Source organism: Kitasatospora sp. NPDC088861 (assembly GCF_044750105.1).
Lineage (GTDB): Bacteria > Actinomycetota > Actinomycetes > Streptomycetales > Streptomycetaceae > Kitasatospora.
In genome coordinates, this window is the sequence record NZ_JBIVJF010000001.1 from 824,566 (window position 1) to 844,869 (window position 20,304).

Below are 20,304 nucleotides of genomic sequence, written 5' to 3' on the forward strand. Positions count from 1 at the left end.
CGGCTTCCCCGCGTTCCCGGGTAAGACTGCACCCATGCTGGGGCTACCGGACGACATCCGCGCTTTCCTCTTCGACCTCGACGGGGTCCTCACCCAGACCGCCAAGGTGCACGCCGCGGCCTGGAAGGACACCTTCGACTCCTTCCTGCGCGCCGAAGCCGCCCGCACCGGCGGGCAGTTCGTCCCCTTCGGCGCCGTCACCGACTACGACACCTACGTGGACGGCCGTCCGAGACTGGACGGCACCCGGGCGTTCCTGCGCAGCCGGGGCGTCGACCTGCCCGAGGGCACCGACGCCGATCCGCCCAACACCCGTACCGTGCACGGGATCAGCCGGGCCAAGAACGACACCGTCCTGCGGTTGATCCGCGAGCAGGGCGTCCAGCCGTACGACGGCTCGGTCGCGTACGTGCACCGGTTGCGCGCGCTCGGGCTGCCCAGCGCCGTGGTGTCCTCCAGCGCCAACTGCCGGGACGTGCTGCGGGCGGCGGGCATCGAGGGGCTGTTCGACGTGATCGTGGACGGCGTCGTCGCCCAGCGCGAGGGCCTGCCCGGCAAACCCGCCCCCGACACCTACCTGTACGCCGCCCGCACGCTGGGCGTCGAGCCCGCGCACGCCGCCGTCTTCGAGGACGCGCTCGCCGGGGTGGCCTCCGGCCGTGCGGGCGGCTTCGGGGCCGTGGTCGGGGTCAACCGCACCGGGCAGGCCGCCGAACTGCGCCGGGACGGCGCGACCGTGGTCGTCGACGACCTCGCCGAACTGCTGGAGGAGCGGGCATGAGTGAGCGGAGTGAGGCAGTCGCATGAGTGGCTTGGACAACTTCTCCGTCGACCCCTGGCTGATCGCCGAGCAGGGCCTGGACCTGACCGCGATGGCCCGCGCCGAGTCGCTGTTCGCGCTCTCCAACGGCCACATCGGCCTGCGCGCCAACCTGGACGAGGGCGAGCCGCACGGCCTCCCCGGCACCTACCTGAACGGTGTCTTCGAGCTCCGCCCGCTGCCGTACGGCGAGGGCGGCTACGGCTACCCGGAGTCCAGCCAGAGCGTCATCAACGTGACCAACGGCAAGATCATCCGGCTGCTGGTCGACGACGAGCCCTTCGACCTGCGCTACGGCGAACTCGTCCGCCACAAGCGCTGGTTGGACTTCCGGGAGGGGATACTGCACCGCGAGGCCGAGTGGACCTCCCCGGCCGGCCGGACCATCCGGGTGCGCTCCTCCCGGCTGGTCTCGCTCACCCAGCGCGCGATCGCCGCGGTCGACTACAGCGTCGAGGCGGTGGACGGACCGGTGCGGATCGTGCTCCAGTCCGAGCTGGTCGCCAACGAGCAGCTGCCCGGCGGCCCCGAGGGCGATCCTCGGGCCTCCGCCGTCCTGGAGGCGCCGCTGCAGCCCGAGGTGCACCACGCGAGCGACACCAAGGCCGTCCTGGTGCACCGCACCCGCTACAGCGCGATCCGGGTCGCCGCCGGGATGGACCACGTGATCGAGGGCCCGGAGGAGCTCGAAACCGTCGCCGAGGCCGAGGCCGACCACTGCCGGATCAGCGTCACCACCGTGCTCCGGCCCGGACAGCGGCTGCGGCTGGTCAAGTTGATGGCCTACGGCTGGTCGGGGACGCGCTCGCAGCCCGCCGTCCGGGACCAGGTGGAGGCCGCGCTGACCGCCGCCCGGTACACCGGCTGGGACGGTCTGGCCGCCGAACAGGCCGCCTACCTCAAGGAGTTCTGGGAGACCAGTGACGTCGAGATCGAAGGCGACGTCGAACTCCAGCAGGCCGTCCGGTTCGCCGTCTTCCACGTCCTCCAGGCCGGCGCCCGCAGCGAGGAACGGGCCATCCCCGCCAAGGGGTTGACTGGCCCCGGCTACGACGGGCACAGCTTCTGGGACACCGAGACCTTCGTCCTCCCGGTGCTCACCTACTGCCTGCCCGGGGCCGTCAACCAGGCCCTGCGCTGGCGGCACACCACGCTGCCGCTGGCCCGCGAACGGGCCGCCCAACTCGGCCTGGCCGGAGCGGTGTTCCCCTGGCGGACCATCCGCGGCGAGGAGTGCTCCGGGTACTGGCCGGCCGGTACCGCCGCCTTCCACATCGGCGCCGACATCGCCGCCGCCGTCGCCCGCTACGTCCGGGCCACCGGGGACGCCGAGTTCGAGCGCGCGTACGGGCTCGAACTGCTGGTGGAGACCGCCCGGATGTGGCGCTCGCTCGGCCACCACGACGTCTCGGGGAAGTTCCGCATCGAAGGCGTCACCGGCCCGGACGAGTACAGCGCCGTCGCCGACAACAACGTGTTCACCAACCTGATGGCGCAGACGAACCTGCGCGCCGCCGCCGAGGCCGCCGCCCGCCACCCGCACGAGGCCGCCGAACTCGGCGTCGACACCGAGGAGACCGCCGCCTGGCGGGACGCCGCGGCCGCGATGTACATCCCGTACGACGAGGACCTCGGCGTGCACCCGCAGGCCGACGGCTTCACCCACCACCAGGTCTGGGACTTCGAGCACACCCCGCCCGAGAAGTACCCGCTGCTGCTGCACTACCCGTACTTCGACCTGTACCGCAAGCAGGTGGTCAAGCAGGCCGACCTGGTGCTCGCCATGCAGGTCCGCGGCGACGCGTTCACCGACGAGCAGAAGGTCCGCAACTTCGCCTACTACGAGCGGCTCACCGTCCGCGACTCCTCGCTCTCCGCGTGCACCCAGGCGGTGATCGCCGCCGAGGTCGGCCAGCTCGACCTCGCGTACGACTACACGGCCGAGGCGGCGCTGATGGACCTGCACGACCTCGGCGGCAACACCCGCGACGGCCTGCACATGGCCTCGCTCGCGGGTGCCTGCATCGCCTTGGTGGCGGGCTTCGGGGGGCTGCGCGACCACAGCGAGTCGCTGTCCTTCCGGCCCCGGCTGCCGGGCGGGCTGATGAGGCTCGGGTTCTCGCTGATGGTCCGCGGGCAGTTGCTGGGCGTCCAGATCACCCACGAGGGGACGACGTACGCGCTGCGCCGCGGCGAGGTGCTGCACCTGTGGCACGACGGCGAGCCGGTGCAGGTGAAGGCCGGGGAGCCGGTCACCCTGCCGACCACCGCGCCGCCGGCCCAGGAGCGGTGCGGCCAGCCGCCCGGCCGCGAGCCCGCCCGGCGGCAGGCGCAGGCGGGCCTGGTCAGCGGCAAGCTCGGGCAGCAGGACCACTTGGCGGCGGAGTAGCCGCGCCGACCGGTCACCTGTTCGGGCCCGCTCCGGGTGCGGGGCGGGCCCGGCCGTCGGAGGGTGCAGGTGTCCTGCGGCAGCCGGCGGCCGGTGATTGGAGAGCACCCGTGGCGAGCGTGGCCGAACAGATGGTGGAGGTGCTCCGGCAGGCCGGGGTCGAGCGGGTCTACGGCGTGGTCGGAGACAGCCTCAACCCGGTCGTGGACGCGATCCGGCGGACCGACGGCATCAGCTGGGTGCACGTGCGCAACGAGGAGGCGGGCGCCTTCGCGGCGGCCGCCGAGGCCGAGCTCAGCGGTCGGCTCGCGGTCTGCGCAGGCTCCTGCGGGCCCGGCAACACCCACCTCGTCCAGGGCCTGTACGACGCCCAGCGCAGCGGCCTGCCGGTGCTGGCGCTCGCCTCGCACATCCCGTCCGGGCAGATCGGCACCGGCTTCTTCCAGGAGACCCACCCCGAGCGGGTGTTCACCGACTGCAGCACCTGGTGCGAGATGCTCTCCACCCCCGCGCAGCTGCCCCGGCTGATGCGGATCGCCATCCAGCACGCGCTCGGCTCGCACGGCGTCTCGGTGCTGGCCTTCCCCGGGGACGTCGCCGCGCTCCCCGCCGCCGGACCCACCGGGACCAGCCACTTCCTCACCGAGCAGGCCGTCGCCGCGCCGCCGTGGTCCCAGGTGCAGGAGCTGGCCCGGCTGCTCAACGCGGCCCGCAAGGTCGCCCTGTTCTGCGGCGCGGGGGTGCGCGGGGCGCACGGCGAGGTGATGGAGGCGGCCCGGGCCCTGAACGCGCCGGTCGGGCACTCCCTGCGCGGCAAGGAGTGGATCCAGTACGACAATCCGTACGACGTCGGCATGAGCGGCCTGCTCGGCTACGGCGCCTGCCACGAGGCGCTGCACTCCGCCGACCTGGTGCTGCTGCTCGGCACCGACTTCCCGTACGACTCCTTCCTGCCGCAGGCGCACACCGTCCAGGTCGACCACGACGCCACCCGGCTGGGCCGCCGCACCGCGCTCGAACTGGCCGTCCACGGCGATGTCGCCGCCACCCTGCGGGCCGTCCTGCCGCTGTTGGACGCCAAGCGCGACCGCGCCTTCCTCGACGAGATGCTGCGCAAGCACTGCCGCTCGCTGGAGGACGTGGTCGGCGCCTACACCCGGGACATCGAGAAGCACCTGCCGATCCACCCCGAGTACGTCGCCTCGGTGCTCGACGAGGTGGCCGCCGACGACGCGGTGTTCACTGTGGACACCGGCATGAACAACGTCTGGGCCGCCCGCTACCTCCAGCCGAACGGCCGCCGCCGGGTGATCGGCTCCTTCCTGCACGGCTCGATGGCCAACGCCCTGCCGCACGCCATCGGCGCCCAACTGGCCTGCCCCGGGCGCCAGGTGATCGCGATGGCCGGCGACGGCGGGATCGGCATGCTGCTCGGCGAACTGCTGACGGTGGCCAAGCACCGGCTGCCGGTGAAGACCGTCGTCTTCAACAACGGGGCGCTCGGCATGATCAAGCTGGAGATGCTGGTCTCGGGCTACCCGGAGTACGAGATCGACAACGGGGACGTCGACTACGCGGGGATCGCGCGGGCGACGGGCATCCCGGCCAAGCGGGTCACCGAGCCGGCGAGGGTCCGGGAGGTGCTGGCGGAGGCGCTGGAACGGCCCGGCCCCGCCCTGGTGGACGTGGTCACCGACCCCAACGCGCTGTCCATCCCGCCGTACATCACGGCCGCCCAGCTGAAGGGCTTCGCGCTGGCGGCCGGGCGGACGGTGCTCTCCGGCGGGGTCGGACGCATGATCGACCTGGCCCGCAGCAACCTGCGCAACATCCCGCGGCCCTAGCCGAGAACGGGGATCCGATCCGGGCCTCTTGCCTCTGAGGCAAAAATCTTGCCCGAGCGGCACGGCGGGTGTCCACTGGTCACATGACCACCAGCCCGACCGGGGACGCCGCCCCGGGAGACCGGCTCGACGACCAGGAAGTGGCCGGCCTCGCCGCCCGCCTCCGGGAACACCGGCTCAGCAGCCGCCTGACCCTCGAAGTGGCCTCCGCCCGGGTCGGGCTCTCCCCAGCCTATCTGTCCCGGCTGGAGACCGGCCGCCGCCAGCCCTCCCTCCCCGTCCTGCTCGGCCTCGCCCGCGCCTACGGCACCTCCGTCTCCGGCCTGCTCGGCGAGACCATGGCCGAACCCGACCCGGTCGTGCGCGGCGGCGCCATCGAACCCGGCCGCGCCGGGGGCTGGGGCTACCGCCGGGCCGGCGCCCCCGGCCGGGCGATGCAGGCGCTGCGCGTCCACGTGCCCCCGGGCGTGCAGGACACGGTGGTCCGGGTCCACCCCGGCGAGGAGTGGCTGTACGTCCTGCAGGGCCGGCTCAAGCTGACCCTCGGCGACCGCGTCCACCGCCTCGACGTCGGCGACTCCGCCCACTTCGACTCGCTCACCCCGCACTGCATCGCCGCCGACGCACCGGACGGCGTCGAACTGCTCTTCGTCCACACCCTGCTGCAGAGCCCCGGCGGCGAACTCTGCCTCGGCGGCCCCGCGGCAACCCACTGACCCAACGTCAGAACCCTTGGAGGAGATCCCTCATGGCCGATCCCACCAGCCCCGAGAAGGCCGCCGCGGCCACCGCCCCGGCCGCTCCGACCCCCGCCCCGCTGACCGTCGACGCCGGCATCTCGGCCAACCGCCGGGTCGGGATCCGCCTGGTGATCTACACCGCCGGCATCCACGCCTTCGCCGGCTTCATCATGCTGCTGTTCGAACTGGGCAACCGCAACAAGTAGTTCACCGGGGTGGTCGCGGCCCTCACCGCTCGCGCAGCAGTTCGCAGAGGGCGTCCAGCGCGGCCGGGAAGGCGTGCTCGGGCGGGGACGCGTAGCCGATCACCAGAGCGGGAGCGGCGTCCGGGGCGGCGGCCGACCGGTCGGCGAGGTGCCAGGACAGCCCTTCGAGGGCCAGGCCGGCGGCCTCGGCCCGGGCCAGCAGCTCAGCCTCGGACGCGGAACCGGGCGGCAGTTGGAGAACGGCGTGCAGCCCGGCGGCGATCCCGGTGACCCGCACGCGCGGGGCGTGCTCGGCGAGCGCGGCGACCAGCCGGTCCCGCCGGCGCCGGTAGTGCAGCCGGCAGCGGCGGACGTGCCGGTCGTACGTCCCGGAGGTGATCAGCTCGGCGAGGGTCAGCTGGTCGAGCACCGGGGACATCGTGTCGGCCAGCGTCTTCAACCGGGCCACCGGCTCGACCAGCGCGTCGGGCAGGGCCAGCCAGGCCAGCCGCAGGCCCGGCGCGAGGCTCTTGGCGGCCGTCCCGGCGTACACCACCCGCTCCGGGTCGAGCGCCTGCATCGCGCCGACCGGCTGCCGGTCGTAGCGGAACTCGCCGTCGTAGTCGTCCTCGACGACGTACCCGTCCCGCTCGCGCGCCCAGCGCACCGCGGCGGCCCGCCGGTCGGCGGCCAGCGGCGCACCGGTGGGGAACTGGTGCGCGGGGGTGAGCAGGACGGCCCCGCACCGGCCGTCCAGCCGCTCGACCCGGGCGCCCGCCCCGTCCAGCGGCACCGGGACGGTGGCCAGCCCCGCCGCCCGGGCGACGGCGTGCTGCGGCGGCAGCCCGTACTCCTCGACCGCGAGGGCGCGGTCCCCGCGCTCCCGCAGGGCGGCGCAGAGCAGGCCCAGGCCCTGGGAGACACCGGTGCAGATCAGCAGGTGGTCGGGGTCGGTGCGGACGCCGCGGACCCGCGCCAGGTAGTCGGTGAGCGCCCGTCGCAGCTCGATCCGGCCGAACGGGCTGCCGTAGCCGAAGGCCTCGTGCGGCGCGGTGGCGAGGGCCCGGCGGGCGGCGGCGAGCCAGGCGGTGCGGGGGAAGAGCGAGAGGTCGGGCCGCCCGGCCATCAGGTCGTGCCGGACGGCCCGCCGCCCCGCCGCGGGCCGGGCCACCCGCCGGCTCCGGCCGGGCGCGGCCCGCCGGGCGACGGTGGTGCCGGAGCCCTGCCGGGAGGTGAGCCAGCCCTCCGCGGTGAGCTGCCCGTACGCCTCGACCACGGTGTTCCGGGCGATCCCGAGGTCCTCGCCGAGGGCCCGCGAGGACGGCAGCCGGGTGCCGGGCACGAGCCGCCCGTCCTGGACGGCCTCGCGCAGCGCGTCCTCCAGAGCGGCCCGCAGCCCGGCCCCGGCGGCGCGCCGCTCGGTGAGGTCCAGGTGCAAGTCGCCGCCGAAGGAGGTCCAGGAGCTGCTCACGGGCCCGATTATCGCGCGGCCCGGCATCCTCGACCGCGAGTCGGTGGCGGATCAGACCGACAGGTAGACCGCGCTGCCGACGCCGGCGAGGAAGCAGTAGAGCGCGAACGGCGTCAGGCTGCGGGTCTCGAAGTACTTGGTGAGGAAGCGCACCGAGACGTAGCCGGCGACGAAGGCGGCGATGCTGCCGGCGACGACCGGGCCGAGGACGGCGGAGTTCTCCGGCTTGAACAGCTCCGGCACCTTCAGCACGGAGGCGGCCAGGATGACCGGGGTCGCGAGCAGGAAGGAGAAGCGGGCGGCGTCCTCGTGGTGCAGGCCGCGCAGGATGCCGGCGCTCATGGTGACACCGGAGCGGCTGATACCGGGGAAGAGCGCGAGGATCTGGGCGGCGCCGATCCAGGCGCCCTGGACGAAGCCGAGCCGGGCGAGGCGGTGGTCTGAGGCGATCGCCGGGTCGAGGCCCGGTTCCTCGGTGGGCGGGGCGGCGTGCCCGGCCCGCCGGCGGCCGGTGCCGCCGCGCTTGAGCCGTTCGGCACCGAGCAGCACCAGCCCGTTGAGGGCCAGGAAGACGGCGGCCGGGACGGGCTTGCCGAGCGCGTTGCGCAGCGCCTTCTCCAGGGCGAGGCCCGCCACCCCGACCGGGATGGTGGAGATGATCAGCAGCCAGGCGAGCTTCTCGTCCCGGCTCTCGACCCGGCGGCGGCGGATCGAGCTGAAGAAGCCGCCGATCACCCGGACCCAGTCCTTGCGGAAGAACACCACCAGCGCGAACGCGGTGGCCAGGTGCAGGCCGACCAGGACGGCGAGGTAGGAGGAGCCCTCGGCGGTCATGTCGAGGTCCCGCTGGATCTTCCCGCCGATCAGGGCGGGGAGCAGGATGCTGTGGCCCAGGCTGGAGACCGGGAAGAGTTCCGTCACACCCTGCAGCAGGCCGACGCCTATCGCTTCCGGGTAGGTCAGGGTGGACATCGCGCACCTTCGCTCGGGGGTCTGGATCCGGGGGAGCCCCGCGAAGCTACTACGGGCATGTAGACGCCCGGCAGCCCCGCCGCCAGAAGTTCATCGAGCGGACGTCTGGGCGCCACCGCCGCCGGTCAGCCGCCGGTCACGCCGGTCAGTCGCCGGACCGCGCCGCCGACCCGCCTCCGCCGAGCGGCACCCGCCGCCACGCCCCGCCGCCGGCGGGCACCGGCGCGGGGGCGAAGTCGTAGCGCGGCCCGTCCGGCCCGAGCGCGAGCAGCGAGATCGAGGAGGACCCCCAGATCCGCCCGTCGCCGAAGTCCCGCCGCTGGATCAGCGCCGCGTCGTCGTCCAGCGGCAGGCCGTCGCCCGCGACGATCGGCAGCCAGTCGCCCCAGGCCCGTTCGGCGGGCCCGTCGCCGGTCGGCTCCGGCCGGGGCGCGGCGGCGAGGCGGACCCGGAAGCGGTCGGCGCGGGCGGCCATCAGCGCGCGGATCCGCTCGGAGGCGGTCCGGTTGGCGGCCGTGCCCTCCAGCCCGTCGTTGAGCACCACGCTGAGGCCGACCGGCAGTTCGCGCTCCTCCAGCCGGCCGCCGCCCCAGCTGGCGACCCGGGCGCCGTCGGGCCGGACCAGGACGAGGTGGAACGGGTCGTACGGGGCGAGGTCGAGGTGGCCGATCCCGCCGTCCCGGACGGCGGTGAGCGGCAGTTCGCCACGGGAGAGCCGGGTGTCGGTGGGGGCGAGCGGCCCGAAGCCGTTCAGTAGGCAGGCGGCGGTCCGCCGCCCGGGGTCGACGGCCAGCCAGGTGCCGCCGGCGGCGAGGTCGAGTCCGCCGACCAGGGCCGGCCGGTCCGGCCAGTGGTGGTCCGGCGGCAGCCAGTCGCGCCCGAGGTACTCGTCCCGGACGGAGAGGAGCAGCACCGGCACGGCCGCCCCCGGTTCGATGCTGACGAACGCCGTACACACGATCGCGGCCCCCTGACCTCGCCCGGCGGGGGCACGCGTGGTGGCGCCCCCGCGGTCGATCCTCGCACTCCCGTTCGCGCGCCGGGAGTGCGCGTCCGCGCCCGGAGGTTCCCCCGGGCCCTCCCCTTTCGGCCGCCGCCGTGCCACACTCGCCCCACGGCCGGGCGCACGCGAAGTGGCCCAGGATTCTGTGGTTCGAATGCACCAGGAAACGGGTCCACCAGGTCCCTAGGCTGGCGGTCATGACGACGAACGAGCACCAGCCGACCGAAGCGCCCGTCCCGGCCCCCGCCCAGCGCCTCGCGCTGCACAGCCTGGCCCCCGACTTCTACCAGGCCATGATCGCGGTGGACCGCGCTGCCCGGAAGGGCATCGACCACACGCTCGCCGAGCTGGTCAAGGTGCACGCCTCGATGATCAACGGCTGCGCCTTCTGCATCGACATGCACAGCACCGACGCCCTGAAGGGCGGCGAGCAGGACCACCGGCTGCTCTCCCTCCCGGCCTGGCGCGAGACCCCCTGGTTCACCGCCCGGGAGCGGGCCGCGCTGGCCCTCACCGAGTCGATCACCCTGCTGACCCAGGGACACGTCCCGGACGCGGTCTACGCCGAGGCCGCCGCCCGGTTCGACGAGACCGAGCTGGCCCAGTTGATCGCGCTGATCGTCACCATCAACGCCTGGAACCGGATCGGGGTGGCCTCCCGGCTCAGCCCGGCCGCCAAGTGAGGCCCGGGAACATGGCGGACATGACGGATATGGCGGACATGGTGGACGTCCAGCAGGAGAAGGCCCGGCTGCTCCGGGAGCTGCACCGGCCGGGCGAGCCGCTGGTGCTCGCCAACGTGTGGGACGCGGCGAGCGCCCGTCTGGTCGCCGCCGCCGGAGCGCGGGCGGTGGCGACGGCCAGTGCGAGCGTCTCCTGGTCGCTCGGCAGCCGGGACGGCGGCGGCGCCGACCTCGAACAGGTCCTCGTACGGACGGCGCAGGTGGTCCGCGCGGTGGACCTGCCGGTCACCGCCGACCTGGAGAGCGGCTTCGCGCGGACCGCCGCCGGCGTCGGCGAGTCCGTCGCCGCGCTGCTGGCCACCGGCGCGGTCGGCGTCAACCTGGAGGACGAGGGCCGGCCGGCGGCCGAGGCCGCCGAGCGGATCGCGGCGGCCCGGGCGGCGGCGGACGCGGCGGGCGTGCCCGCCTTCGTCAACGCGCGCACCGACGTGTTCCTGCACGGGATCGGCGCGCCGGAGGGCCGGCTGGACGACGCGGTGCGCCGGCTGCGGGCCTACGTCGAGGCGGGCGCGGACGGCGTGTTCGTGCCCGGTGTCGCGGACCGGGAGACGATCGCCGCGCTGGCCGCGGCCGTCCCGGTGCCGCTGAACGTGCTGGCGGGGCCGGGCGCGCCGTCCGTCCCGGAGCTGGCGAAGCTGGGCGTGGCCCGGGTCAGCCTCGGCCCCGGGCTGGCCGAGGTGGCGTACGCGGCGGTGCGCCGGGCCGCCGCGGAGGTGTACGCGAGCGGCACCTACACCGCCCTGGAGGGCGGGCTGACCTACCAGGAGCTGAACGGCCTCTTCTGAGCGGGCTTCTCGCGGTCCGTCCAGCGCTGAGCGGGCCCGGCGGCGCGGGCTGGACGGCGCCGGGCGGGCCCGGGTACGGCGAAGCCCCGGCTGCCGCCGACGGGGGGCGGCGGCAACCGGGGCGGTGCCCGGTGGGCGTGGTCAGCCGATCCGGGTCAGCCGATCTGACCGCTGAGCCCCGGGTGGGTCATCTGGTTGGTGCCGACGGCCTCCACCTCCTGGGCGGCGTGGCCGACCACCGGCAGCCGGCCGGCGGCGTGGATGGCGAGGTCGGCCGGGGAGAGGTTGAGACCGTCGGTGAGGCCCCCGGTGGCGTCCGGGGAGCTCGCGGTCTGGGTGGTGGCGGACGCCGCCGGGGCGGCGAGCGCGAGGCCCGCCATGGTGAGGGCGGCCAGGGTGGCGAGTTTCTTCATGCACTGCCGAACGACCCGGGCCGCCTTCAGGTAACCGGACGGCTCAGACCGTCACCCGCAGGGTTCGCACGCTGTTGCTGATGAAGGAGCCGATCGGCTCCGGCGCGTCGCCCTCGGCGAGGGCCAGCCCGGGGAACCGCTCGAACAGGTGCCGCAGCGCGGTCTCGGCCTCCAGCCGGGCCAGCCCGGAACCGAGGCAGAAGTGCGGGCCGTGGCCGAGCGACAGGTGCCGGTTGGGCCGGCGGGTGACGTCGAAGCGGTCGGCGTCCGGGTGGTGCCCGGCGTCGCGGCCGGCCGCCGCGTAGGAGGCGAGCAGCGCCTCGCCGCGCCGGATCACCACGTCACCGACCTCGATGTCCTCGGTCGCGTAGCGCAGCGGGAACTGGCCGACCGGCGAGTCGTAGCGCAGCGTCTCCTCGATGACCGCCGACCACGGCTGCTCGCCGGAGAGCACCAGCCGCAGCTGGTCGGGGTGGGCGAGCAGGGCCCGGACGGCGTTGGTGATCAGGTTGAGCGTGGTCTCGTGCCCGGCGACCAGCATCAGCAGCAGGGTGCCGACCAGCTCGGCCTCGCTGAGCCGGTCCCCGGCCTCGCGGGCGGCGATCAGGTCGGTGGTGAGGTCGTCGCCGGGCGCGGCCCGCTTGGCCGCCACCACGGAGCCCAGCAGCGCGTACAGGGCCTGCTGCGCGGCGGCGGCCGCCGCCGGGGTGGCCGAGCTGGAGACCAGGGTGTCGGAGAGCTCGTGCAGCCTGTCCTGCTCGTCCAGCGCCAGTCCGAGCAGTTCGCCGATCACCTGCATCGGCAGCGGGTAGGCGAAGTGCTCGCGCAGGTCGAACGCGCCGTCCAGCTCGGCGACCCGGTCGAGCAGCGAGACGGTGCGGGCCTCGATCGCGGGCGCCAGGTCGGCTATTCGGCGCGGGGTGAAGGCCTGGCTGACCAGGCCGCGCAGCCGTCGGTGGTCGTCGCCGTCGGCGGTGACCATGCCGGGCACGGTGACGAAGTTGAGCAGTGGCCAGCCCTGGGGCAGCCGGCCCTCCCGGAAGGTCGTCCACAGCTGGGCGTTCTTGCCCACCCGGTGGTCGGCGAGCAGCGCCTGGAGGGTGTCGTGGTGGGTTATCGCCCAGACCACCACCCCGCCAGGGAGCTCCACCAGGACCGCGGGGCCGGCCGCCCGGAGGCGGGCGTTCTCCTGGTGCTGGTCGCGTCCGAAGGGGTCGAGTCTGACGGGCTCGGGTCGGGGGTCGACGGCGGTGTCCATGCGGGCCTCTCGGGGGCTGGCGGGCGGGGCGGGGTGAAGGCGCTGTACAGCACCGGCAGGCCGAGCAGGGCCCGTGACCACGGGGACGGGCGCCATCCCAGGTCGCCGGACGGCACGGCGAGTTGGAGATCGGGCAGGCGGTGCAGCAGGGTCTCGACGGCGGTCTCGACGATGATCCGGGCCGGGTGCTGGGCCGGGCAGACGTGCCGTCCGGCGCCCCAGGCGAGGTGGGCCCGGTTGCCGCCGAGCGAGCCCTGGGCGGCGGAGGCGACGCCCTGGGCGGCCGGGTCGGCGTTGGCCGCGGCCAGGCCGAGGACGAGCATGTCGCCGGCGCTGATGTACTGGCCGCCGAGGACGGTGTCGCCGGTGGCCCAGCGGCCGGGGAAGTTCTGCGTCGGCGGGTCGCGCCAGAGCACCTCCTCCAGCGCGTCGGAGACGGTGAGCCGCCCGCCGGTGAGGGTGGCCCGGAACCGGCGGTCGGTGAGCAGCAGCCGCAGCGTGTTGCCGGTCCAGTTGATGCTGGTCTCGTTGCCCGCGACCAGCATCACCACCAGGTGGTGCACGGCCTCCTCGTCGGTGAGCGCGGCCGGGTGGGCGAGCAGCCAGGAGGTGAGGTCGGCGCTGGGGGCGGTGCGGCGCCGCCGGACCAGGTCGACCAGGATCGCCTGGAACTCGGCGTTGGCGCGCACCGACTTGGGGCCGCTGTCCACGAAGTGGCTGATCAGCTCGACCAGGTGGGGCCCGGCCTCGCGGGGCAGGCCGACCAGCTGGGTGAAGACCAGCAGCGGCAGCGGGCGGGCGTACTGGGCGATCAGGTCGGCGGTGCCGTCCGGGCCCCAGCTGTCGATGAGGTCGTTGGCGCAGGCCTCGGTGGTCTCGCGCAGCTGGCGGTGGTCGATCTGGGAGAGGGTGTCCGACACGGCGGAGCGCAGCCGCTGGTGCTCGGCGCCGTCCAGGTTGAGCAGGGTGGGCCGCCAGGAGGTCATCGGCAGCAGCCGGGAGTCGGGGGACAGCCGGCCCTCGGCGGGCACCCGCCAGCGGCGCGAGTCCTTGGAGAACAGTGCCTCGTTGCGGGTGAGTTCGAGCAGTTCGGCGTAGCCGAGGACGAGCCAGGCCTCGACCCCGGGCTCCAGCTCGATCGGCGCCACCGGGCCGTAGCGCTGGCGCAGCCGGGCGTACAGGCCGTGCGGGTCCTCGGCGACGGCGTGGCCGTACAGCGGGGTCAGCGGGATGCCGGTGGGCAGGCTGCCGCCGTGCGGGACCGGGCAGCCGGGGGAGGCGGTGCCGGGTTCGGGCGCGGTCATCCCTGGAGCTCCAGGATCGAGCTGCGGTGCAGGTGGTCGACGAAGTCGATCAGCAGGTCGTAGGACTGCCGCCGGTCGCGGGCGTCGCAGTGCAGGATCGGTACCTCCGGCAGCAGGTCGAGGGCGGAGCGCAGCTCCTCCTCGGGGTAACTCGGCGTGTCCGAGAAGGTGTTGACCGCCACGGCGAACGGGATGCGCTGCTCCTCCAGGCGGCCGAGCACGTCGAAGCTCTCGTCCGGGCGGCGCAGGTCGACCATGGCGATGGCGCCGAGCGCGCCGCGTGACAGGTCGTCCCAGAGCGGCCAGAACCGCCGCTGCCCGGGCGTGCCGAACAGGTACAGCGCGAGCCGCGGGTTGAGCGTGATCCGGCCGAAGTCGAGTGCGACCGTGGTGGTGGTCTTGTCGCCGCGCCCGGTGAGGTCGTCGATGCCGCTGCTGGCGGCGGTCATCGTCTCCTCGGTGCGCAGCGGAGTGATCTCGCTGAGCGAGCCGACCAGCGTGGTCTTGCCGACCCCGAACGGGCCGGTGACCAGGATCTTCACCGCGCCCTGGACCGAGGACGGCAGGTACCGCGGCTCGGCGGGCAGGTCGGCGGTGGCCCCGGGGGCTTCAGCGGAGTTGGCGGAGGCCAACGAGCACCTCTTCCAGAAGGGTTGCGGGCAGGCGTTCGGCCTGCGGGACGGGCGGGAGGACCTGGACGGCGCCGAGGTCCCAGAGGTCGCCGACCAGCACCTTGACGACGCCGAGCGGCAGCCCCAGGTGGGCCGCCACCTCGGCGATCGACAGCAGGCTGTGGCAGAGCGCGAGGATGCGCCGGTGCTCGCGGTTGAGCAGGGCGTGGTCGGGGAGCTCCGGCGGCTCGGGTAACGCGCTGACCAGGCTCTCGATGGCCAGCTCGGCCCGGGTGGACCGGCTGCGGCCACCGGTGATGACGTAGGGCCGGACCGGCCCGCTCACCGGTGTCCCCCCGCCGCGTGGTCGACCCGCGGCGGGCTGGTGAGGTGGCTGCCGATCCGTTCGACCAGGACCTGCATCTGGTAGGCGACCAGGCCGGCGTCCACGGCGTCGCTGGTCACCACGGCCAGGTGCGCGCCGACCCCGGCGGCGACGATGAACAGGTAGCCGCCGCCGTACTCGATGATGATCTGGCGGGTGGCGCTGCCCGGTCCGCCGAACCCGGTCGCGACGCCGCGGGCCAGCGACTGGAGTCCGGAGCAGGCGGCGGCGAGCCGTTCGGCGTCCTCGCGCGCGATGTTCGCGCTGCGGCCGATCTCCAGGCCGTCGTTGGAGACGACGACGGCGTGCTGGACCTGCGGGACGTTGACGATGTCGGCGAGCATCCAGCCGAGATCAGGGGTGGTGGTCATGGAACTCTCCGGAGCGCTGGGGAAGTCGGGGGGAAGCGGGCAGGGAAGGGTCGGGCTGGGCCTGGGCCCGGGCGGCCGATCGGCCGCTGGCGGTGCCGGCCTGGAACATCGCCATGAACGCCTGCGCGTCCCGGGCCGAGCGGTACGGCGGGGCGGGCGGCGGCGCGGGAGAGGCGTGCTGGGCGGGGCGGGCGGCGCGGTCGCGTCGGTGGCTCCGGCGGGGCAGCGGCGGCGGGGTGTCGGCGGCCGCGGGGGGTCGGCCGGCCGGCGGGGTCTCCACCAGGGGGTGTCCGGCGGGGTGTCCGGTCGGCCGGAGGTCGGTGCTGAACGCCCGGTCGTCCGGTCCGAGGCCGGGGACGGTGGGCGGCAGCGGTTCGGTGAGCAGGGCGTTCGGCAGCATCACGACGACGCGGACGCCGCCGTACGGCGAGGGCGCCGAGCTGAGGGTGACCCGGAAGCCGTACTGCTCGGCCAGCCGGCCGACCGCGGCGAGGCCCAGTTGCGGCACCTCGCCGAGCCGGGAGACCTCCAGGCTGGTGCCGCCGGCGAGGGCGGCGGCGGCCTTGGCGACGGCCTGTTCCGGCATGCCGACGCCACCGTCGTCGATCTCGATGACGGCTCCGTTGTGCACCGGCATCAGGGTGACGAACACCTGGGTGCTGGGCGGGGAGTAGCGGGTGGCGTTGTCCAGCAGCTCGGCGACGGCGTGGATCAGCGCCTCGGCGGCGGCGCCGACCACCGCGGTCTCGATCCGGCTGCGGACCACCACCCGCTGGAACGGCAGGATGCGGGACTGGGCGCCGCGCACGACGTCCTCCAGCGAGACCGGCTCGGGCCAGTGGCGGCCGGCCCGCGCGCCGCACAGCACGGCCAGGGTCTGGGCCAGCCTGGCCTGTTGGGCGGCGGCGTGGTCGGCCTTGAGCAGGCCCTCCAGCAGCGCCGGGTCGTCGTGGGTGCGTTCCATCTCGTCGAGCAGGGCCTGCTGGTCGTGGGCCATGACGAGGATGCGGCGGGCGACGCTGAGGAAGGCCCGCTGGGTGGAGGCGGTGAGTTCCTGCTCCTGCTGGACGGCGGCCAGGTCGGCGCCGCGGCGGGAGAGTTCGGCGCCGAGCTGCTCCTGGAGCCGGGCGAGGTCGCGCCGCAGCCGGTCGGCGCGGCGGCGCTGGGTGACGGACACGGCGCGGTACCGGGCGGTGGCCACGAGGGCGAGGGCGGCGAGTACGCCGGTTGCCGTTGCGCACCACTGAGTCATCGTCACGCCGCGAATTCTAGGGTGATGATCCTACGAAGGTGTGAACGGATCTCGCCAAGTGACCAGATCTCGTCAATATCCAGTCAATACGGCGTCAAACCGGCGCCGTTCGAACGCGATCCGGGCGGCCCGAGGAGGTTCGTCCCCGGTGGGGCGCCTGCGGCGCGTCGTCCGGGCCGGGCGGGAGATGGCCGAGTCACGTCCTGGGATGTGTGGGGAACGTGCGCACGGTGTTACGGAAGGGGCGACGTCCGGTGCAGGAGCAACAGCGCCACGTCGTCCGGCCGGGACCGCCGCTCGGTCACGTTCAGCGTGAGCAGGTCGGCCAGCCGCTCCAGCGCGGGCGCCGCGCCGGCCCGGGTCGGGCCGGTCTGCCGGGCCCACAGCTCCAGCCCGCCGAGCATCCGCTGCACCGACTCGTCGTAGTCCTCCTCGCGGTCCTCGACCAGCCCGTCGGTGTACACCAGCAGCGTCTCGCCGACCGCCAGCCGACCGGCCGTCAGCGGGTACGGCTGCCCCGGGTCCACGCCCAGCGGCGGCCCGCCCGGCAGGTCGAGCTCGACGGCCCCGGCGTCCGCGATCCGCACCGGCGCGGGATGCCCGGCCCGGGCCGCGGTCAGCGCGCCGTCGGCCGGGTCCAGGGCCAGGAAGAGGCAGGTCGCGAACAGGTCGGTGTCCAGCTCGGTCAGCAGCCGGCTGGTCCGGGCCAGCGTGGCGGCCGGATCGTGCCCGTCCGTCGCGTACGCCCGCAGGCCGCTGCGCAGCTGGCCCATCACCGCCGTCGCCTCCGCGTTGTGGCCCTGGACGTCGCCGATCACCAGCCCGATCCGGCCGTCCGGCAGCCTCAGCAGGTCGTACCAGTCGCCGCCGATCTGCATGCCCTCGGTGCTCGGCAGGTAGCGGGCGGCGCTGGCGATCCCGGGCAGCCGGGGCAGGGTGCGCGGCAGCATCGCGCGCTGCAGCTCGGTGGCGCGGTGGTGGTGGGTGTCGTACAGCCGGGCCCGCTCCAGGGACTGCGCCAGGATCCCGGCGAAGGCCGAGTACAGGGTGCGGTCCTCCCGGCCGAACGCCCGCTCGGCGGAGAACGTGATCAGGCAGGAGCCCACCTGCCGCCCGGAGGCGACCAGCGGCAGTACCGCCCAGGAGGCCGGGGTGAGCGGGCCGTGCCGGCCCCGGCCCGCGTCGGGCTCGCTGAACAGCGGGGCCGAGCGGGTCAGCGCGTGCTGCATCACGTTCTCGGAGAGGTCCGCCAGCCGGGTCAGCTCGGTGCGCCTCGGCCCGCCGTACACGGTGTGCGAGACGGGCAGCAGCCGGCCCTCGTCCACCAGATCCAGGACGATGCTGGCGGCGCCGAACGCCGGGCGGGCGACGTCGGTGACGGCGGTGGTGACGTCCCGGACGGTCACCGCCCGCGACAGCGACCGGGTGAGCGCGAGCAGCAGTGCCGTCCGGGCCCCGCCTGGGGTGGCCTGCTCCTCGGCCTGCTCCCGGGGGTGTTCCCGGCGCTGGTCCCGGTCCTGGCCCTGGGCCCGGCCCTGGTCCCGGTCGGACAGCAGCCCGGCGACCCGGACCGGCCGGCCGTGGACGTCCAGCATCACCTCGCCGGTCTCCTCGATCCGCGCCACCTTGCCGCCCCCGCGCAGCACCCGGTACCCGATCCGGTACCACCCGCCGGTGGTGAGCGACTCGGCGAGCGCGGCCTGCACGTCCGGCAGGTCCTCCGGGTGGACGATCCGGTCCAGCTCCGGAGCGGAGCCGTCGGCGGTGGCGGGCTGGCCGGTGACCCGGAACGCCGCGGCGTCCCAGTAGCTCTCGCCGGTGACCAGATCGCGCTCGAAGGCACCGTGCCCGGCCGCCCGGACGGCGAGCGACAGCATCGGGTGGGCCAGCCCGGCGGGGAGGCTCCCGGCCCCGTCCGGCGGTGCCCCGGCCGGATCCTGGGGTATCCGGGCGTCCGCGTGGTCGAGCAGGTGGGACAGCCGGTGGGCGCAGGCCTCGCCGATGGTCTCCAGGACGTCCAGGTCGCGGCGGGGGACGGTGCCCCGGTGGGCCAGCGCGAGGGCGAGGACGCCGACCGGCCGCTCGTCGACGACCATCGGCAGGGCGATCACGGCGACCATGCCGGTGCCCATGCCGACGTTCTTGTTCGGGTAGTCGACGCTGGTGTGCTCGGGACTGAGCAGGTAGGGGCGGCGTAACCGCAGGGCCATCGCGGCGGGGAGGTCACTGGCCGGATCGACGGTGCTGTAGCGCTCGTGGGCCCAGTCCGGCAGCCCGTGCGAGGCGGTCAGTCGGAGCATCCCGGCGGAATCCAGCAGGTAGAGCGCGGAACCCTCGCCGGTGATCCACCCCGGCCCCTCGGCGAGGACGGTGCCGAGCAGTTCGGTGGCGCTGGTGCAGCCGAGCAGTAAGCGCACGCAGCGCATGGGGCTGCGGGCGGTGGGACTGCTGCGCGGCGTCCGGCTCTCGTCCTCGGAGGGGGGAACCCACGGAGAGCTCAGGTCCATCGGATACCCGGCCTTTCCGCTCTCGGGGGGTGGGTGCCCTCTGGGTGCCCGAACGGGCACTTAATTCTTAATACCTTATTTCTCAAGCGGGTGCTGAAGCGGGTGAATGGTGACCCAGACGGCGCACCAGCACCAGCGTCCGGTCGTCCGCCGCGTCCCGTGCCACCGTCCGGACCAGCCGCTCCGCCGCACCCCGGGTGAGCTGCTGCTGCGTCCGCCACGGCCGCACCACGGGCTCGGCCGCCGCCAGCAGCCGACCCACCCCCTCGTCCAGATCCCGACCCGGCACCTCCACCAGGCCGTCACTGAACAGCAGCAGCGAATCGCCCCGCCGCAGCCGCCCCGACACCGCCGGATACAGCGCGCCCGACACCAGCCCCAGCGCCGGGCCGCCGTGCCCCGACCGCGCCCAGCCGCCGCCGTCCGCCCGGCGGAACTGCGCGGGCGCCGGATGGCCTGCGTTGAACAGCAGGTAGTCGCCCGTCGCCGGGCGCAGCGCGAGGTGCACCGCCGTCGCGAAGTCGTCCTCCCAGCCCATCCGCACCAGGTGGTCGTTGGCCGCCGGCAGGAACGCCTCCGGCGGCACCCGCCCCAGCAGCATCGCGAACGCGCCCGACAGGTGCGTCGAGCGGGCCGCCGCCCGGCTGCCCTTGCCCGACACGTCCACCAGCAGCAGCTCCAGCAGATCCTCCTCGGGGCGGTGTGCGCACAGCAGGAAGTCACCCGAGAACGAGGTGTCGCCGGCCGGCGCCAGCGCACTGTCGAAGTGCCAGTCGAGCAGCCGCTCCGGAAGCCGGGCCAGCGTCCGGGTGTGCTCGGCCAGCTCCAGCAGCATCGAATCGCCCTGGGTCCCGCGCAGACCCAGCCGGTGCCGGAACCGGTTCGCGGCCAGCACCGTCACCGCGGTCGCGGCCAGTACCAGCGTCACCCCGATCCGCACCCCGAGCGGATCCCGCACCACCGCCCCCAGCACCCCGCCGGCCAGCGCCGCGCACACCAGCACCAGCAGCTGCCCGCGTCGCAACAGCAGCCCGCCGACCACCAGCGGCAGCACCAGCGCCGACGGCGGCCAGCTGTACGGCAGCACGATCGGCAGCACGCTCAGCACCGCGGTCACCCCGAGCAGCACCCCCAGCGCGTACCGCGCGGCCCGGGCGTTCCCGTCCAGCAGCCGCAGGTACCACCGCCGCGCCCTCGCTATCGGTGCGGGCACGTGGACCTCCGCCAAGGGGTCGGCGGTCCCTGTCATGA

The 20,304-nt window shown here is 74.5% G+C and carries 19 protein-coding genes; 7 read left to right on the plus strand and 12 right to left on the minus strand.

Annotated features, from left to right (window positions below):
* Positions 1-34: 34 nt before the first annotated feature.
* The 5 genes from ACIP37_RS03665 (at position 35) to ACIP37_RS03685 (ending at position 5,999) form a co-directional block, all read left to right on the plus strand.
* A complete protein-coding gene (locus ACIP37_RS03665; protein WP_363628073.1) occupies positions 35-781 on the plus strand; it encodes a beta-phosphoglucomutase family hydrolase in 747 nt (248 codons plus the stop codon).
* A 22-nt stretch (positions 782-803) separates the two neighbouring features.
* Positions 804-3,209 (plus strand): glycosyl hydrolase family 65 protein, encoded by a 2,406-nt coding sequence (locus tag ACIP37_RS03670; RefSeq protein WP_363628074.1) that lies wholly within the window; start codon positions 804-806, stop codon positions 3,207-3,209.
* Positions 3,210-3,319: 110 nt separating this feature from the next.
* Entirely contained in the window at positions 3,320-5,053 is a 1,734-nt protein-coding gene (locus tag ACIP37_RS03675) for a pyruvate dehydrogenase (RefSeq protein WP_363581371.1), read from the plus strand.
* Between the two features lie 83 nt (positions 5,054-5,136).
* The gene (locus tag ACIP37_RS03680) at positions 5,137-5,769 is read left to right on the plus strand and encodes an XRE family transcriptional regulator (RefSeq protein WP_363581369.1); all 633 of its coding nucleotides are present in this window, start codon (positions 5,137-5,139) and stop codon (positions 5,767-5,769) included.
* Positions 5,770-5,801: 32 nt separating this feature from the next.
* Complete coding sequence (locus ACIP37_RS03685; protein ID WP_363581367.1) at positions 5,802-5,999, plus strand: DUF6126 family protein; 198 nt, start codon at positions 5,802-5,804, stop codon at positions 5,997-5,999.
* A gap of 22 nt (positions 6,000-6,021) precedes the next feature.
* Here the strand turns inward: ACIP37_RS03685 and ACIP37_RS03690 are convergent, their stop codons facing one another.
* The 3 genes from ACIP37_RS03690 to ACIP37_RS03700 form a co-directional block, all read right to left on the minus strand.
* Positions 6,022-7,449: a PLP-dependent aminotransferase family protein gene (locus tag ACIP37_RS03690; protein ID WP_363581365.1), complete on the minus strand. Its 1,428-nt coding sequence runs from the start codon at positions 7,447-7,449 to the stop codon at positions 6,022-6,024.
* 51 nt (positions 7,450-7,500) lie between these two features.
* Positions 7,501-8,421 (minus strand): undecaprenyl-diphosphate phosphatase, encoded by a 921-nt coding sequence (locus ACIP37_RS03695; RefSeq protein WP_363581363.1) that lies wholly within the window; start codon positions 8,419-8,421, stop codon positions 7,501-7,503.
* Positions 8,422-8,566: 145 nt separating this feature from the next.
* Complete coding sequence (locus ACIP37_RS03700) at positions 8,567-9,379, minus strand: NRDE family protein (protein WP_400804511.1); 813 nt, start codon at positions 9,377-9,379, stop codon at positions 8,567-8,569.
* A 242-nt stretch (positions 9,380-9,621) separates the two neighbouring features.
* On the opposite strand from ACIP37_RS03700, the gene ACIP37_RS03705 reads away from it, so the two are divergent.
* A complete protein-coding gene (locus tag ACIP37_RS03705) occupies positions 9,622-10,107 on the plus strand; it encodes a carboxymuconolactone decarboxylase family protein (RefSeq protein WP_363621266.1) in 486 nt (161 codons plus the stop codon).
* 20 nt (positions 10,108-10,127) lie between these two features.
* Entirely contained in the window at positions 10,128-10,952 is an 825-nt protein-coding gene (locus tag ACIP37_RS03710; protein WP_400804515.1) for an isocitrate lyase/phosphoenolpyruvate mutase family protein, read from the plus strand.
* 155 nt (positions 10,953-11,107) lie between these two features.
* On the opposite strand, the gene ACIP37_RS03715 is transcribed toward ACIP37_RS03710, so the two are convergent.
* From ACIP37_RS03715 to ACIP37_RS03755, 9 genes are all read right to left on the minus strand, one after another.
* On the minus strand, positions 11,108-11,365 hold the full coding sequence (locus ACIP37_RS03715; protein ID WP_400804517.1) for a hypothetical protein: 258 nt from the start codon (positions 11,363-11,365) through the stop codon (positions 11,108-11,110).
* Between the two features lie 43 nt (positions 11,366-11,408).
* Positions 11,409-12,515: a cytochrome P450 gene (locus tag ACIP37_RS03720; RefSeq protein WP_363581355.1), complete on the minus strand. Its 1,107-nt coding sequence runs from the start codon at positions 12,513-12,515 to the stop codon at positions 11,409-11,411.
* Positions 12,479-13,927 carry a cytochrome P450 gene (locus ACIP37_RS03725; RefSeq protein ID WP_363581353.1) on the minus strand — a complete coding sequence of 483 codons (1,449 nt, stop codon included), beginning with the start codon at positions 13,925-13,927 and terminating at the stop codon, positions 12,479-12,481. Before ACIP37_RS03725 ends, ACIP37_RS03720 begins: the two co-directional genes overlap by 37 nt.
* Positions 13,924-14,559 carry a GTP-binding protein gene (locus ACIP37_RS03730; RefSeq protein ID WP_400327462.1) on the minus strand — a complete coding sequence of 212 codons (636 nt, stop codon included), beginning with the start codon at positions 14,557-14,559 and terminating at the stop codon, positions 13,924-13,926. Before ACIP37_RS03730 ends, ACIP37_RS03725 begins: the two co-directional genes overlap by 4 nt.
* Positions 14,537-14,884 carry a DUF742 domain-containing protein gene (locus tag ACIP37_RS03735; protein ID WP_350880532.1) on the minus strand — a complete coding sequence of 116 codons (348 nt, stop codon included), beginning with the start codon at positions 14,882-14,884 and terminating at the stop codon, positions 14,537-14,539. Before ACIP37_RS03735 ends, ACIP37_RS03730 begins: the two co-directional genes overlap by 23 nt.
* Positions 14,881-15,294 (minus strand): roadblock/LC7 domain-containing protein, encoded by a 414-nt coding sequence (locus ACIP37_RS03740; RefSeq protein WP_363581351.1) that lies wholly within the window; start codon positions 15,292-15,294, stop codon positions 14,881-14,883. The genes ACIP37_RS03735 and ACIP37_RS03740 overlap by 4 nt, the downstream gene beginning before the upstream one ends.
* Positions 15,278-16,546 (minus strand): sensor histidine kinase, encoded by a 1,269-nt coding sequence (locus tag ACIP37_RS03745; RefSeq protein WP_400327519.1) that lies wholly within the window; start codon positions 16,544-16,546, stop codon positions 15,278-15,280. Before ACIP37_RS03745 ends, ACIP37_RS03740 begins: the two co-directional genes overlap by 17 nt.
* Positions 16,547-16,779: 233 nt before the next feature.
* Positions 16,780-19,053 carry a SpoIIE family protein phosphatase gene (locus ACIP37_RS03750; protein WP_400804522.1) on the minus strand — a complete coding sequence of 758 codons (2,274 nt, stop codon included), beginning with the start codon at positions 19,051-19,053 and terminating at the stop codon, positions 16,780-16,782.
* A gap of 82 nt (positions 19,054-19,135) precedes the next feature.
* Entirely contained in the window at positions 19,136-20,302 is a 1,167-nt protein-coding gene (locus ACIP37_RS03755; RefSeq protein ID WP_400804525.1) for a PP2C family protein-serine/threonine phosphatase, read from the minus strand.
* Between the last annotated feature and the right edge of the window lie 2 nt (positions 20,303-20,304).

Bases quoted from the DNA above. Each gene is read 5' to 3' on its own strand.
- ACIP37_RS03725 (WP_363581353.1), bottom strand. From the start codon at position 13,927: ATGACCGCGCCCGAACCCGGCACCGCCTCCCCCGGCTGCCCGGTCCCG.
- ACIP37_RS03715 (WP_400804517.1), bottom strand. From the start codon at position 11,365: ATGAAGAAACTCGCCACCCTGGCCGCCCTCACCATGGCGGGCCTCGCG.
- ACIP37_RS03710 (WP_400804515.1), top strand. From the start codon at position 10,128: ATGACGGATATGGCGGACATGGTGGACGTCCAGCAGGAGAAGGCCCGG.
- ACIP37_RS03750 (WP_400804522.1), bottom strand. From the start codon at position 19,053: ATGGACCTGAGCTCTCCGTGGGTTCCCCCCTCCGAGGACGAGAGCCGG.
- ACIP37_RS03745 (WP_400327519.1), bottom strand. From the start codon at position 16,546: ATGACTCAGTGGTGCGCAACGGCAACCGGCGTACTCGCCGCCCTCGCC.
- ACIP37_RS03695 (WP_363581363.1), bottom strand. From the start codon at position 8,421: ATGTCCACCCTGACCTACCCGGAAGCGATAGGCGTCGGCCTGCTGCAG.
- ACIP37_RS03670 (WP_363628074.1), top strand. From the start codon at position 804: ATGAGTGGCTTGGACAACTTCTCCGTCGACCCCTGGCTGATCGCCGAG.
- ACIP37_RS03755 (WP_400804525.1), bottom strand. From the start codon at position 20,302: ATGACAGGGACCGCCGACCCCTTGGCGGAGGTCCACGTGCCCGCACCG.
- ACIP37_RS03680 (WP_363581369.1), top strand. From the start codon at position 5,137: ATGACCACCAGCCCGACCGGGGACGCCGCCCCGGGAGACCGGCTCGAC.
- ACIP37_RS03705 (WP_363621266.1), top strand. From the start codon at position 9,622: ATGACGACGAACGAGCACCAGCCGACCGAAGCGCCCGTCCCGGCCCCC.
- ACIP37_RS03740 (WP_363581351.1), bottom strand. From the start codon at position 15,294: ATGACCACCACCCCTGATCTCGGCTGGATGCTCGCCGACATCGTCAAC.
- ACIP37_RS03665 (WP_363628073.1), top strand. From the start codon at position 35: ATGCTGGGGCTACCGGACGACATCCGCGCTTTCCTCTTCGACCTCGAC.
- ACIP37_RS03685 (WP_363581367.1), top strand. From the start codon at position 5,802: ATGGCCGATCCCACCAGCCCCGAGAAGGCCGCCGCGGCCACCGCCCCG.